The organism is Legionella nigrisilvae, assembly GCF_977063395.2.
The window spans coordinates 35,152-49,457 of record NZ_CDRUGZ020000023.1; the positions used below are offsets into that span (position 1 = coordinate 35,152).

Below are 14,306 nucleotides of genomic sequence, written 5' to 3' on the forward strand. Positions count from 1 at the left end.
CATCAATTCTATGTTGAGCAGTGAATTAAAAAAAAACCACAAACAGAGTCCAAAAGAACATCCCACTATAAAATGCCCAACGGTTTTCTTCAAATTCATAGTCCATTTTCATAATGGCACTCACCAAGAGAATATCCCTTTCGCTCATCCCTCTAAGGGGACTAGAGTGCTTTTTTAGCCAACCGATTTAAAATATGTTTGGGAAGCAGCAGCCAATAATGACCCTCGTTTTTCATATGTTCACCTAAAAACGTGGCAAACTTACCTGAACCCCAATAAATATCGCCTCGCATAAATCCCCGAATCGCACCCCCTGTATCTTGCGCGATCATAAGGCGTTGAAATTGCTTTTCATGGGTTTGATTTTTACCTGGTCGTTTCGTGTCCAACCAAAGCGGAGCACCCAGCGGAATCCATTTTTTGTCTACAGCCAAAGAATATCCCGGTGTAAGAGCCATCCCTTGAGCGCCAAGAGCCATGGGTTCCTTTAAATCTTCGAAAAAGACAAAGGACTTATTTTTCTGAATAATTGATTTGGCTTTTTCAGGATGATTCTCTAAATAGCGGATAATCGCGGCTTTAGAAGCATTATGCCGGCTCATGATCCCTTTATTAATCATCACTTTCGCGATTGAAGTGTAAGGTGCACCATTCTCACCTGCATAACCTAAGTATATATTTTCACCATTAGGTAATTGAATAACACCCGAGCCTTCAATCTCTAAGAAAAGCCGTTCAGCGGGACTATGGATCCATGCAATTACCCGTGCCTTTTTCTTAAGCGCTCCATTATCAATTTGCTGGCGAGTGTAGGAAGTTGAATATCTACCCTTGGGTAACCCATAAATAGGCGTATTGTACTTGGTGCTTTTCGTTAAATTCCCTTTGATTTTGGGCATGTAGTAGCCGGTAAATAACCCATGGACGGGTTTTTTTTGTGCAAACTCAATTGGACGAAACCACTTCTCAAAAAATTCTTTTGCTGAATCGTCTGATATTGAATCCAATGCCAAGGCTGCTTTACATGCCGGATGCCAATCTCGAGCTTTCAATTTAATATGTTGGGTCCGGATCGTATGAGATGGGGACTGTTTCAAGAACGTCTCACATGATTTCTGAAAAGCGATTAAAGATTTCTTAACATCTGCAGTATCCCAGCCTGGTAATTCCTCAAACGACACCTTTGTTAGGGCAATATTATGGCTTTTCATAATAACCTCTCTTGGGGTGTGCTTAGGCCGAGAGCTTTCTCTTGCATTAGCAACTGCTTTATGAGCACCCTTAGGTGTCATAGTTGCTACTTTTCCAGCACTCTGATGTGGGCTACTATTTTTTGCCGTAGAGTTCCTTACCGGTTCAGTATTAATAACTTGCTTATTGGGAATATATGGCTTCTCGTGAACCTTAGCTTTCTTATAAAGCGACAGTCCGACCAAACCGAATATAAGGCAACTAATACAGATTATTGTGTAAATTAATTTCCTACTCATAGTGCGCAAGGTTTACATAAGATGAAATTGAAATCAACACTTTTTAACTTTTTTTACACATCAATAGACCATTTTGGTAAAAATTGTCTCTATTTTTATGAAATAAATACAGATAATCTCTTTAAATAGAGGATAAAATTCCTCGAGGACAAGTAAGAAATAAGTACACATTGGGTTATTTAAAACCCAATGTAATCACTTAAGATTTGACATTTTCTACAGCGCTAAACCAGAGATTAATGCCTTCAACTAATGTAGGATGGGCAAACATGACATCACGAAGTTTTTGATAAGTGATGCCTAACTCCATAGCCAATTGGATCACTCCGAGAATTTCGCCCGCTTCAGCACAAAAAATAGAAACACCCAAAATCTGATCGGTTTTTGCATCAATAACAGCCTTTAAAATACCTGTAGTTTCCCCTTGTGTTTTGGCTCTAGGAATAACTGCAGCAGGAATTTTTGCTATTTTTAGAGAGTAGCCCTGGGCAATGGCTTGTGCTTCTGTCATTCCAATACGAGCTAATTCCGGATCCAGAAATACCGTATAAGGAATGAGCCGTCCCTGAATGGAATGCTTATTTTGTGGATTTTGGAGATTATGCTTGACTAAACGATAATCATCTAATGATAAATGGGTAAACTGGGCTCCCCCCTTTACATCACCTAAAGCCCAGATCCCTTTAATATTTGTTTCAAGGTACTCATTTACTTTAATAAAACCCCGTTCATCTAGCTCAACACCCGTTTTATCTAAATTTAATCCTGCTGTATTCGGGAGGCGACCCACAGCAATTAACACATCACTTCCCCGAATTTGTTCAGTGACCCCATTCTGATTGGTATGGATCACGATGTCACCTTTCTCTTCTTGGATACTATCGATTTTGGTATTTAGTGAACAACGAATTCCTTCTTTAGCTAATGTATCTAGAACCTGTTCAGCAATATCCCGGTCTTCTCGTCCCAAAAACTTACTATCCGCTTCTATCACCGTGACATCTGCACCTAAACGACGAAATAACTGGGCAAACTCTAAACCAATATAACCCCCACCGACGATAAGCAAATGTTTAGGAACAGCATCAACATTCATTAAGCTGTCATTGGTATGATATTTGATTTTATCAAGTCCCGGTATAGGCGGAACAAAGGGTAAGGCACCCGTATTAATAAAAATTTGATCGGCAGTAATTTCCACTACTTTTTGATTATCCCGAGGTGAAGAGAGACTCACTTCAATTTTCTTCGGGCCAACAAAATGACCCCGCCCCAATAGAAGATCCATTCCAGAATTTAAAAATTGTTTCAAATTAGCCTCGCGCATAGCATGCACAATTGCATCTTTGCGAGCCCGTATCTCTTTAAAGTCAATAGGTGCCAGAGCAGCCTCTAAACCATAAGCCGATGCAGAACGACAAAAATGGGCAATCTTGGCGGATTGAACCAGTGCTTTTGTGGGGATACATGCCACATTGATGCACGTACCACCAATTTGATTGTCCTCGACCATGGCAACCTTTCGACCTGCCTTTGCTAAATCGACAGCTAGGGTTTTACCACCCTTGCCACCACCTAATACGATCACATCATATTTTAATGTCATGATTTTTCCTATTGCATCAATAAATTACATCCATTAATAAACTATAGAATTAAATTATCCTATTTTGAAATTTCTAACTTAGGCTTGTTATTTAATTGTATAGACATAGTGTTTAGTTCGGTAAAAACTTTTTTAAGAGGTACATCTGAAACTTTAAAGAACCCCGAAAAGGGAAAACTTAAAACCGTAATAGCAGTCATGTAAATAGCGAGAAAAATACATAAAATAATAAGAAATAAGTGTCCCTTTGAAGTGGTTTCAAGTGAATAGATCCCAATTATAAAAAAAGCACCGATAAATATAATTAGGTACCAGGCAGTAGGAATTTGTGAATAAAGCATATTCAAACGAAAATTTCGATTTTCTATTGCCTGGTTGAATGATGAAACTGCATTATTGTAATAGGTGGAGACGATATCTGAAGGTTTAAATTTCAAAGGTTCATCATCCAACCTATCACTTGCTTCTTGTGTTTTTTTACCTTCTTGTCCGCGAGACATAGCCTCTAATTCATCATTTAAAATCGAGGAGATATACTGAGTTAAGTTATTTACAATGCCTTGATGAACCTCAGGAGGAAAAGCCCGTGAACTTTCACCAATAATATATAATTGAGTTGCTTCAGCAGTAACAAATTCAGCAGATTTTTGATGATTAGACCATAGAATATAAACAATAAATCCTAAAAAGATACTGTAAAAGCTACTAATGCTTCCCACAACGTCCATTGCAGTTTCTACGTCTTGTTTATTCTTAGAGATCTTATATCTATAATGAGAAACGGTGTGACTTAACAAGAAAAAAACCAGTAAGAACGTTGGAAAACAATTGTTAATCAAAGCATAAAGCATTGAAAAACTCCTATAAACATTATGTGATTGATTTTTTAATCGTTACCGTGATGCATTAAAGATTTATTCTGTATTTCTAATTCTAGACATAAAATGAATTAGTCGCTTCGTTACTTGCTGATTTTTTTAAAATATAATTTAGCAAATAAGAAATGAAATTATCTTGATAATCTAAATCTGGATTCGGTTTTTGTTTCGATACAAGTTAAGGTATGCTAATTGTTACGGGAGTACAGTGCTCGACTAATTGGCTTTTATGCCATAATTAGAAAAATAATTATGGCATACCGCTATTAATCTCCCTTCTCGAGGGCAAAATTTCCAGTAAGATTGATGGTGCTTATTCCAAAAGAATTGTTACTCGAATTCGTAGTAGAAGAAGAATTATTGTTATTATTACTAAAGTTAAATGTAGAAACGTAACGAAAATCTAAACCAATGGTAGTAAAATCATCAATATAATAATTAAATCCAATGATGCCCTGTGCTGCGAAACCAAAATTTGAGGTATCGAAGCTTTCGTTGACGATTGGCGAACAAGTCCCCAAGGCGATGCATTGTTCATTACTTTGAAATACGGCATGATTCAGAATATCAGCGCCGCCCACACCCACCCCTAAATAGGGTACAAAATTTACATTAGGGTCAGAAGATAGAAAATCATAAAACGCATTGAAGAATCCATACAATCCTATTGTATAACCATTAAAACCTAAGCCCACGTCGACAACCTCAGCAGGACATGTTCCTTCAGGGCCTAAAACGGCGGGACTTATAAGTGTACAAGAGCCTGCAGTTAACTGACCATAGTTATTGATATTAAAAAGAAACTCCCCTTCTAATCGGAAGTTTTGTATTTTATATCCAAGAGAAGCTCCCAACCCGCCTCCGACAGGACCTAATTGTACAGCCCCTACAGTTCCTAACGAAGGAAGTTGGGTCAATGAAAAATCAAGATCAAGATTTGTGGCATGACTCACTTGTCCCAGTAAACCCAAATATAGCCCCTGAACCGGTTCATAACAGAACGCACTGCTACTAGCCGCCAAACCCAATATAAATCCAAATTTAATTATCTGTCTCATTCTATATCCTATATATTAATCCAAAGGACAAAGTGCGATGTTTTCTACACAAGTTGAAAAGGCTATATGAAAACATACTTCCCATGCAAATTTTTTATTTTAAGATGTTGGCAGCTACCTCGAAAACTCTTCTTTGAGCGGAAAATTTATCTTGGAATAACTTAAGCCCCTCTTCACGCATCTTCAGTGCAAATTCAGTAAAATACACATTTAGGGACTCTCTATTTTCCAATTGATATTGAACTGTTAATTGTTCCTGAGTTGTACTTTCATGTTCAGGTTTTAAAATACTTGCTTGAATAAAACCAGGAAGCTGAAGCATTTCTTTAACATGCTTTTTTAGCCATAATTGAAATTGAGGATAAATATCTGCATCAATGACCAAATTTACTTCGTAGATAACCATAACTCTTTCCTAAATTAAGATCGAAATTAAAGCAACATAAAGACACTTCGCTTTTAGGTCAATACGAAGGGTACAATTAAATTGGCTGTTAATCCAGTAAATCAAACAGGATAAGAAATAAAAATTTTTGAGCAGTATTTTTCCCGAAAAATAAAGAATTTACAATTTTTTGAGTAATTCAAACTGCATATGAAGCGATGTGCCAAAGCTCATGAACATCTATTTTTTGAATACCTTTTTCTTTGTTGGAATTCCAAAGGTATATAATTTGCAAAAAAAGCTCGAAATGTGAGATCACTTCAATAGATTTTCAAAACTCCTAACGACCTCGCAAGTGGAAGTCAGATCCGATACCCGCACCTAAAGCGTCCTGAGCACGTTCCACACTTCCCCCTGATCAGTTTAGTAGAGAGCAGGCTGCAAAAGTATGCTGAAAACAAACGAATGCAATAAAGAAGAGCGAAACTAAAAATGAAACAATCATTTTTTCACATGGATTACTATGCTTACTTCTCAACGGTTGACAATGAAATTCCGCTTTTATAGAAGTTAAAGAAGTTAGAGAAGAGGAAGTTGATTTTTGAACCAGGAACCATTTTGCAATTCATAGTTTATTCGTGACCCTTTTAAGAAATCGTTTTTATTAATTTTTAAAATCTGGCATACATTTGGGATGATTTCCATGACGCCAAACGATAAAGGAATTCCATCAGACGTCTCGGAGTTGCTTAAATAATAATTCTGCCAATATTCTTCCAAATAATTTTGCCAATAGAGACTCACTACAGGAAGATTGCTCTGACTTGTATCTAATTTTGCTGTACCTTCCACAATAATTTGACCAAATTCAGGATTTACCAAACAAATGCTTAGATTAGAACACTGATTTAAATGATTCCATTTCGGTGAACGAGTATTAGTAAGAAAAATAAAGGAACCCCTGGGAGTAAAATGATAAAGATCCATAGTTCTAACAGATGGTTGTTGCTTCATGACCGTAGTGACCTGGGCAAATACTTTATTTCTAGGAAAAGAAAACCACTGGTTTAAATAATGTTCAACGGTGTGAATTAATTCTGAAATATCAGTAAGCATAATTTCTTTAATTAAAAATAAAAACACATCATAAAAATAAATACGCATAGAGTCAAAAATTATCTTAACCCGCTGAAAGATAATCAAAAATACAGTGAGATCAAAATAAATGCACTTTTCACAAAAACTACTATACTTTTAAAACTTGGACGAACAGGAATTGAGTGATATGGATGCTATTCAATTAGCACGGGATATACGTTTGAAAAGGACTAGTTCAAATTCACATAGATTTTTTTTCAAACCACAAGACCTATCAAAAGCAAGGGCCCACCCTTTACTTACTTTCTATTTGGAATTGCTCAAAAAAATCAATATCGCTCTTAATAAAAGAGGTGTGCTACATCTGAATGAGCAAAAAAATAATGAATTAAGATTCTTATTGAAATTTAACTTATTAGTTTTTCTGACGGTTACACGACAATTTAATCTCATTGACCACGTGTTTAAAACGCCAGCCTTTATCGCGAGACAACGTCATTCAATGGTTTTTGCTAAAAAAATTCATCGCAATGCAAAACAAAAGAAAAAAAATCGATTAATGGCATTATTTGCACCAAAGATCACAAGTTATCCCTTTGGAAAAAAGAACAATAATCTTCATGATTTATCAGAGATGAATCAGCTAAATAGATCTCATCACTTATCTCCTGAGCTCAAGATTAAAAAAGTAAAAACTCTTGAAGACGAAGTGAATGAATCGATGCTCGAGTACTATGAAGATGAATTGTGTTTTGAGAAATCTCTTCATTCAGCAGGATATGTTCATAATAATTTAACGTTTTTTACAAAATGCGCAAAACAATCTATAAATATAAAAAATCGTCCTTTTATGGCTCAACGGCTCACATTCTTTTCCTCATCGCCTCAGTATAAGCATAGAAAAACCAAGCTATCGGAACTAAGCTTTAATTTAAACGATCAAAAAGAAAATAATATGAGGTGTAACTAAAAGGTTTATTTTTGTAGGATTGTTTCAGCAAAGTTGCAACGCAACAATCCTACAAAAATAAAGAAACGGGGTTTTAAACCGCACATTCAATGCACTCTACTCCCCCCATATAGGGTTTTAAAGCCGGGGGAATGTGAATGGTTCCTTTTTCATCCTGATAATTTTCCATCAAAGCAACTAATGTTCTACCCACTGCAAGCCCAGAGCCATTGAGCGTATGTACCAGCTCAATTTCACGGGTTTGCTCTTGTCTGTAACGCGCTTTCATACGACGTGCCTGGAACGACTCCATATTTGAACACGAGGAGATTTCTCGATAAGTATTTTGACTGGGCAACCAAACCTCCAAGTCATACGTCTTTGCTGAGCTGGGGCTCATATCCCCGGTACAAAGAGTGATAACACGGTAGGGAAGTTCTAAACGTTGCAAAATTGCTTCTGCGTGACTAACCAGTTGCTCCAACGCAGCGTAAGATTCTTCAGGTTTAGTAATCCAAACCAGTTCTACTTTTTCAAACTGATGCTGTCTGATCATTCCTTTGGTATCTTTACCATAAGAACCCGCTTCACTACGAAAACAAGGCGAATGGCATGCATAACGAATAGGCAAAACAGACTCTTCTAAAAGAGTATCACGAACTGTATTGGTGACAGGAATTTCTGCTGTAGGAATCAGATAGTATCCATGCTCCCCAGTTAATTTAAATAAATCTTCTTCGAATTTTGGTAATTGTCCAGTTCCTAGCAAACTATCCGCATTGACAATGTAAGGCACATAAATTTCTTGATAACCATGTTGTTGGGTATGGATATCCAACATAAATTGGATCAAAGCTCGGTGCAATCGAGCTATTTGATTTTTCATAACTACAAACCGACTACCGGTCAGTTTCGCAGCTAAGGAAAAGTCCATTTGGCCTAGATTATCACCCAATTCATCATGGGATTTAACTTCAAAATCAAAAGTTGGAATGTCTCCCCAACGTCTCACTTCCTGGTTATGCCGCTCGTCTTCACCAACGGGAACAGACTCATGGGGTATATTTGGCATCCTTAAAGCAATGGCTTCAATTTGCTCTAGCAAGTCATCTAATTCTTTTTTCTTTTCATCTAACTCTTTAGCAAGACGATTCATGTCTTCGCGCATTGGCTCAATATTTTCACCACGAGCTTTTGCCTCACCAATGCCTTTGGAACGTAAATTACGTTCATTTTGCAATGCCTGCGTTGCAACTTGTAACGCCTTACGTTTTTCTTCTAAAGCAGTAAAAGATGAAACATCAAATTTAAAACCTCGCTTTAATAATTGCGAAGCGACAAATTGAGGATCATCACGTAATAATTGAATGTCTAGCATAGGATATCACTCTAACTTATTAAACCTTCTTAGTTACCTAACAATTCCACGTGTGGATTGATTTAAAGCATCAATCATCAAAACCACTTCAGGACATTCATTTTGCATCAATTCTAATTCAGTAACCGCTTGTTGTACCGTTAATCCCTTGCGGAAAATTATCTTATAAGCACGTCGTAAGCCATCGATCGCTTCAGATGAAAATCCTCTCCGACGCAAACCCACGGTGTTAATGCCACAAGCTGAGGTTGTATCACCAGAAATCATTAGATAAGGTAATACATCTTTACTTACATAAGAAGCTCTAGCAATAAATGCATAGGCGCCCACATGGCAGAATTGATGTACCGCTGCATAACCACCAATATTTGCATAGTCACCGATGGTTACATGCCCTGATAAAGCAGCATAACTTACTAAAATAATTTGATTGCCAATGATGCAATCGTGTCCTACATGTGAATAAGCCATTAAAAAGTTTTTATTACCTATACGAGTAACCCCTCCCCCTTTAACGGTGCCACGACTGATCATACAATATTCACGAATGATATTATCGTCGCCAATTTCTAGCCGAGTTGGTTCGCCTTTATAAGTAATGTCTTGGGGAGCATCCCCGACTGAAGCAAATTGGAAAATTTTATTATTTTTTCCAATCGTGGTTGGTCCTTCAATAATTACATAAGGTCCAATCCAGGTATTTTCACCTATCTCCACGTCAGCCCCAATTACACTGCCAGGACCTACTGATACCCCTTTTGCCAATTTTGCAGTGGGGTGAATTATCGCTCGTTCATCTATCACTTTTGAATTTCCTTTGCAGCACTTAATAAATCCGCGGAACAGGCCAGTTTATCACCCACATAAGCTTCGCCATGCACACGCCAAAATTCTCTTTTTCTTGCTAATATTTTTACTTCCAAGCGTAGCTGATCTCCCGGAGTAACTACATGTTTAAATTTTGCATTATCTATACCCGCAAAAAAATGCAAAATACCATAATTTTCTTCGGGTGTTTGAGATAATCCCGCTAAAAGTCCGCTCGCCTGGGCCAATGCTTCAAGCATTAAAACTCCTGGCATAATTGGATTTTCTGGGAAATGGCCAGAAAAAAAATTCTCGTTAATTGTGACATTTTTTATCGCCGTCAAACAATCAAATGGAGTGTAATCTAACACCCTGTCTACCAAAATCATTGGGTAGCGGTGGGGTAATATACTAAAAATCTGTTTTATATCTACAGGTTCACTCATACGCAGTTTCTCGCTTAAATAAGTATGCTTAGCATGGTCCAAAAGTGAGGTCAAAAAAAAAACCATTATCCTAATTTAAAAGGTTCAAATCAATTGCTAATGTTAAAAACAAATGCTCATTCAATACTACTTAATTTTTTCTCTAAAGCACCAAGCTTTATTATATAATCGTCCAATCTTCGAAATCGGGCTGCATTCCGACGCCAACGCCGGTGCTCATGTACTAAAGTTCCAGAAGAATAAATTCCAGATTTGGCAAGCGATTTACTTACAGTTGACATACCTGTAATCACTACGTCATCTGCCAAATGGACATGAGCTGCAATACAACTAGCACCGCCAATGATACAATCAGCACCAATTCGCGCATAAGCACCTATAGCAGCACAACCCGCAATTATGGTATTTTTACCTACCAACACATCGTGTGCAACCTGAACTAGATTATCAATACAAACCCCCTCCGCTAAATAAGTATCACTTAAAGAACCTCGGTCAATTACCGTATTAGCTCCTACGTGCACATTATTTTCAATAATAACAGCACCAACGCTATGGCCTTGTTGCCAGTGCCCTTGTGCCTTTAAATAATTGAATGGAGACGCGCCAATGACGCAGCCAGCATTTAGAACCACAGAGGCGCCCAACTGACAACCTGAATGGATTATTACTTGATGTCCAATTCTACTGCGTTCCCCTATTCGGACCAAAGATTCAATAACAGTGTGAGCTCCAATCGTAACTCCATCCGCTATATGAGCGTCCGCACCTATCACGCTGTGAGGACCTATCGATACCTTTTGACCTAATTGAACCGATGGGTGAATTATGGCAGTAGGATCAATCCCAGAGATTGGAGTGTTGGGTGCTGATAAAAGCTGGGAAGCTTGCATCATCGCTTGTAAGGGATGAGCCACGACAATACAGTTACCCTTGTATAAATGCTGATGTTCCGCTTTGAGTAAGACTGCCCCTGCTGATGTAGTATCTAGAGCCTTGCGTACTATGGTGTTATCATAATAAGCGACATCTTTTGACGTAGCACGACTAAGAGAAGTAAAACAAAAAATGGCGTGATCCGCATTTCCATGCCACACGCCATTTAAAAGATTCGCAAGTTCTGCTAAAGTCAGCAAGTTATTCGCCGAATTAGTTAATTGCTTTAACAACTTTATCAGTTACATCAAGAGTTGTTGCACTGAAAGGAGCTGCATCTTTTTGTACAATAAGGTCGTATTTGTCATCTTTAGCAACTTTTGCAATAGCTGCACGCACTTTAGCATACAATGCTTCCATTGCTTCATTATTTGCAGTACTTAATTCTTGTTGATATTGTTGACCATCACGCTCAAATTGTTGTTGTGCACTAACAATTTTCTTTTCTATTTCTTTCTTTTGGGTAGCGCTTAGGACTGCACTATCACGCTTGAATTTTTCCATATCCGCTTTGATACCTGCTTCAACGGCTACAAGTTTATCGCGACGGGGTTTAAATTCTTTTTCCAGTTTCTTTTGGATTTCTTTTATTTGACTGGAGGTTTGCATGATCTTTTGTAGATCAACTACTCCAATTTTTGCTGTATCAGCAAATACGTTTGCCCCAAACACGCTGAAAACAAGGGCCATTATGACCAGACCTAACCGCTTCATAACTAATCTCCTAAATTAAAGAGCATGATGCTAGCATAATTCGAAATAGGTTGCGATATATACAGCATGATTTTCTATAATTTTGTAATAAACAAGAAATTCTAGTTAACCTCACACTCATTTGTGAGCATGAGGCTAAAAAATTTCGTTTAAAATCCTGAAGATAAAGCAAATTGGAAGACTTGCGTTTGATCGAATTGCTGAGGATTCAGTGCCTTAGCCAAGCTAAATGCCAAGGGTCCAAATGGAGAGCGCCATTCAAGCGAAAGACCTGCTGAGTATCGTAACGGACCTTCATATTTTCCAGTTAAGGTAGGTAAGGTATTCACCCCAAAGACGTTACCCGCATCAACAAAAACTGTTGTACGTACGTTATCTCGGCTTAAAGGATATGGGAGTATAATTCCTGCAGTTCCAGTAAGTAATAAGTTACCTCCTACAGAATTACGGTAATTGTCTAATGGACCTAAAGAGAAACTGTCATATCCGCGCACTTGGCCAGGCTGGGCAGTACCCCCCGCATAATAATTCTCGAAAAATGGCAATCCCTTATTGTTAAATGAATTTCCATAGCCTGCAAACCCTTGCAACGAGAAGATCCATCCTCGTGTTATAGGCTGATACAAGCGCGCTTGATAAGACCCTTTATAGTAGGACAAGGAGTTCGAACTAGCCGGCAATGCAATTACGCCAGAAAGTTGTTGGTTGATGCCTCTAGTAGGGTATGGAAATTGGTCATAGCTGTTTCGATTCCATCCTGTAGATAAACGAATTTCTTGAAAATGAGTTCCATACATTTGCACAAAATTCTTGATAGGTACTACATTACCCACGCTTTTGATTTCTACATCCTGATAGCCATAACCCAATTGCCATCTGCTTGTTTCACCAAGAGGGATACTATAATTCACGTCACCGCCGAAACGGTTGGAATTGTATGTACTAACATTAAGGTTTCTGGGATCGACGCGAGCATAATAAAGATTGAGGCCGCGGCCTATGCCTGTATCAGTATAAAAAGGATTATAGTAATTAATCGTGTAATCTTGTCCCCATTTACTTGCCGTAAATGCAGCTCCCATGGAGCGCCCTGTACCCATAAAGTTGTGTTGGTTTACTGAAGCATTCAATTGATAACCATTGGTACCATAGCCAATGGAAGCACTTGCCTCAGCAGAAGGCGCTTCTTCTACTTGTACATCTAAATCAACCTGGTTGTTTGCTTCAGGTACCGGGGTAGTTTTTACATCAACATTTTTTAAATACCCTAATAAGCGCAATTGTCTTTCAGATTCTTTGATATTATGAAGCGATAATAATCCCCCTTCATCCTGGCGAATGACACTTCTCAATACATAATCACTTGTTTTTGTATTGCCATGGAATTTAATACGGCGAACGTATACATGCCGACCTGGCTGTACAATAAAATTAATGAATACTGTTTTGTTCTCTTCATCGATTTGCGGGTCCGCATTAATGGCAGGGAATCCGTAACCGATATCTCCTAAAGCCAAGCCAATAGCAGAAATTGAATCCGTCACTTTTTTACGTGAGAAAACAGCACCTTGTTTAACTTGAATGAGCGAATTAACTTTTTCTGGCGGCAATATCGGTTTGCCTACTACTTTATAGCCTGAAAAATGATATTGGGGTCCTTCTTCAATATGAACGTTGATGTAAACGTCTTTTCTATCTGGTGATAACAATACTTGTGAGGATATAATTTTAAACTTCAAATAACCTCTATCCATATAGAAGGAGCGCAATGCCTCTAAAGACGCATCCATACCTGACTTGGAATACTGATCTTTTTTAGTAAAATAAGTGAAAATGCTGGATTTTGATAAAGCAAACTCTGGTAATAATTCGTTTGTAGAGAAATCGTGATTGCCTATTATTTTGATTTGTTTAATTCGTGAGACACGCCCCTCAGAAATCGTAACGGTAATACCCACTCTGTTATCAGTTAAAGGACTAACTCGAGTTTCTATACGCGCGTTGTATTTTCCTCTGGCGTTATAGGCTTGCTTTAATTCTTTCTCCAAACGCTCTAAAGTGGATGTTTGAAATACTCGCCCTTTGGCTAAGCCTAAGTCCTTAAGGAATTCTTTCATCTTGTCGCTAGGAATTTCTTTATTTCCTACAACACTAATTGAACCTATGGTTGCCCGTTCCACCACATTGACAATTAAAGTATTGCCTTGTCGCTCCAAGGAAACAGACTGGAAAAAACCAGTATCATAAAGAGTTCGAATAATCTCAGCAGTTGATTCAGGGCTTATTTCCTCTCCCACTTGAACGGGAATATAGTTGAGTACTGTTCCAGTGGTGACACGTTGCAAACCTGTAACTTTAATACTTCGCACAACAAAAGTATCGGCTGCTATTGTTTGTGAAGACCAGGCTATGAGCGAGGAACAACAAACACCTAATATAAATTTACTGCTGATTTTTTTCATTATTATTTTACGCCCAGTACTACGTGTACTTTACTCAAACTCTGTACACCGAAAATTGAAACACTTTTTATAGGAAGTAGAAACTACTGTCAAGTTTTT

The 14,306-nt window shown here is 37.9% G+C and carries 13 protein-coding genes; 1 reads left to right on the forward strand and 12 read right to left on the reverse strand.

Annotated elements, in window-relative coordinates; genetic code table 11:
• Window positions 1–161: 161 nt before the first annotated feature.
• From mltA to ACWTE2_RS15215, 6 genes are all read right to left on the reverse strand, one after another.
• Window positions 162–1,436 (reverse strand): murein transglycosylase A, encoded by a 1,275-nt coding sequence (gene mltA, locus ACWTE2_RS15190; RefSeq protein WP_370530124.1) that lies wholly within the window; start codon window positions 1,434–1,436, stop codon window positions 162–164.
• 253 nt (window positions 1,437–1,689) lie between these two features.
• Window positions 1,690–3,096: a mercuric reductase gene (locus ACWTE2_RS15195; RefSeq protein ID WP_454786017.1), complete on the reverse strand. Its 1,407-nt coding sequence runs from the start codon at window positions 3,094–3,096 to the stop codon at window positions 1,690–1,692.
• Window positions 3,097–3,155: 59 nt separating this feature from the next.
• Window positions 3,156–3,947: a bestrophin-like domain gene (locus tag ACWTE2_RS15200; RefSeq protein ID WP_454786018.1), complete on the reverse strand. Its 792-nt coding sequence runs from the start codon at window positions 3,945–3,947 to the stop codon at window positions 3,156–3,158.
• Between the two features lie 293 nt (window positions 3,948–4,240).
• Complete coding sequence (locus ACWTE2_RS15205; RefSeq protein ID WP_454786019.1) at window positions 4,241–5,032, reverse strand: outer membrane beta-barrel protein; 792 nt, start codon at window positions 5,030–5,032, stop codon at window positions 4,241–4,243.
• A gap of 94 nt (window positions 5,033–5,126) precedes the next feature.
• Complete coding sequence (locus ACWTE2_RS15210; protein WP_454786020.1) at window positions 5,127–5,438, reverse strand: DUF4286 family protein; 312 nt, start codon at window positions 5,436–5,438, stop codon at window positions 5,127–5,129.
• 558 nt (window positions 5,439–5,996) lie between these two features.
• Window positions 5,997–6,581 (reverse strand): pyridoxamine 5'-phosphate oxidase family protein, encoded by a 585-nt coding sequence (locus ACWTE2_RS15215; protein ID WP_454786021.1) that lies wholly within the window; start codon window positions 6,579–6,581, stop codon window positions 5,997–5,999.
• 289 nt (window positions 6,582–6,870) lie between these two features.
• On the opposite strand from ACWTE2_RS15215, the gene ACWTE2_RS15220 reads away from it, so the two are divergent.
• A complete protein-coding gene (locus ACWTE2_RS15220) occupies window positions 6,871–7,485 on the forward strand; it encodes a hypothetical protein (protein WP_454786022.1) in 615 nt (204 codons plus the stop codon).
• Between the two features lie 73 nt (window positions 7,486–7,558).
• On the opposite strand, the gene serS is transcribed toward ACWTE2_RS15220, so the two are convergent.
• The 6 genes from serS to bamA form a co-directional block, all read right to left on the reverse strand.
• Entirely contained in the window at window positions 7,559–8,842 is a 1,284-nt protein-coding gene (gene serS / locus ACWTE2_RS15225; RefSeq protein ID WP_182391446.1) for a serine--tRNA ligase, read from the reverse strand.
• 33 nt (window positions 8,843–8,875) lie between these two features.
• Complete coding sequence (lpxA, locus tag ACWTE2_RS15230; RefSeq protein ID WP_454786023.1) at window positions 8,876–9,646, reverse strand: acyl-ACP--UDP-N-acetylglucosamine O-acyltransferase; 771 nt, start codon at window positions 9,644–9,646, stop codon at window positions 8,876–8,878.
• Entirely contained in the window at window positions 9,643–10,095 is a 453-nt protein-coding gene (gene fabZ, locus ACWTE2_RS15235) for a 3-hydroxyacyl-ACP dehydratase FabZ (protein WP_182391448.1), read from the reverse strand. Before fabZ ends, lpxA begins: the two co-directional genes overlap by 4 nt.
• Before the next feature lie 116 nt (window positions 10,096–10,211).
• Window positions 10,212–11,231 carry a UDP-3-O-(3-hydroxymyristoyl)glucosamine N-acyltransferase gene (lpxD, locus tag ACWTE2_RS15240; protein WP_454786024.1) on the reverse strand — a complete coding sequence of 340 codons (1,020 nt, stop codon included), beginning with the start codon at window positions 11,229–11,231 and terminating at the stop codon, window positions 10,212–10,214.
• A 13-nt stretch (window positions 11,232–11,244) separates the two neighbouring features.
• Window positions 11,245–11,745, reverse strand: coding sequence for an OmpH/Skp family outer membrane protein (locus tag ACWTE2_RS15245; protein WP_182391450.1), 501 nt, complete (start codon window positions 11,743–11,745; stop codon window positions 11,245–11,247).
• Window positions 11,746–11,894: 149 nt separating this feature from the next.
• Window positions 11,895–14,207: an outer membrane protein assembly factor BamA gene (gene bamA, locus ACWTE2_RS15250; protein ID WP_454786025.1), complete on the reverse strand. Its 2,313-nt coding sequence runs from the start codon at window positions 14,205–14,207 to the stop codon at window positions 11,895–11,897.
• Window positions 14,208–14,306 lie beyond the last annotated feature (99 nt).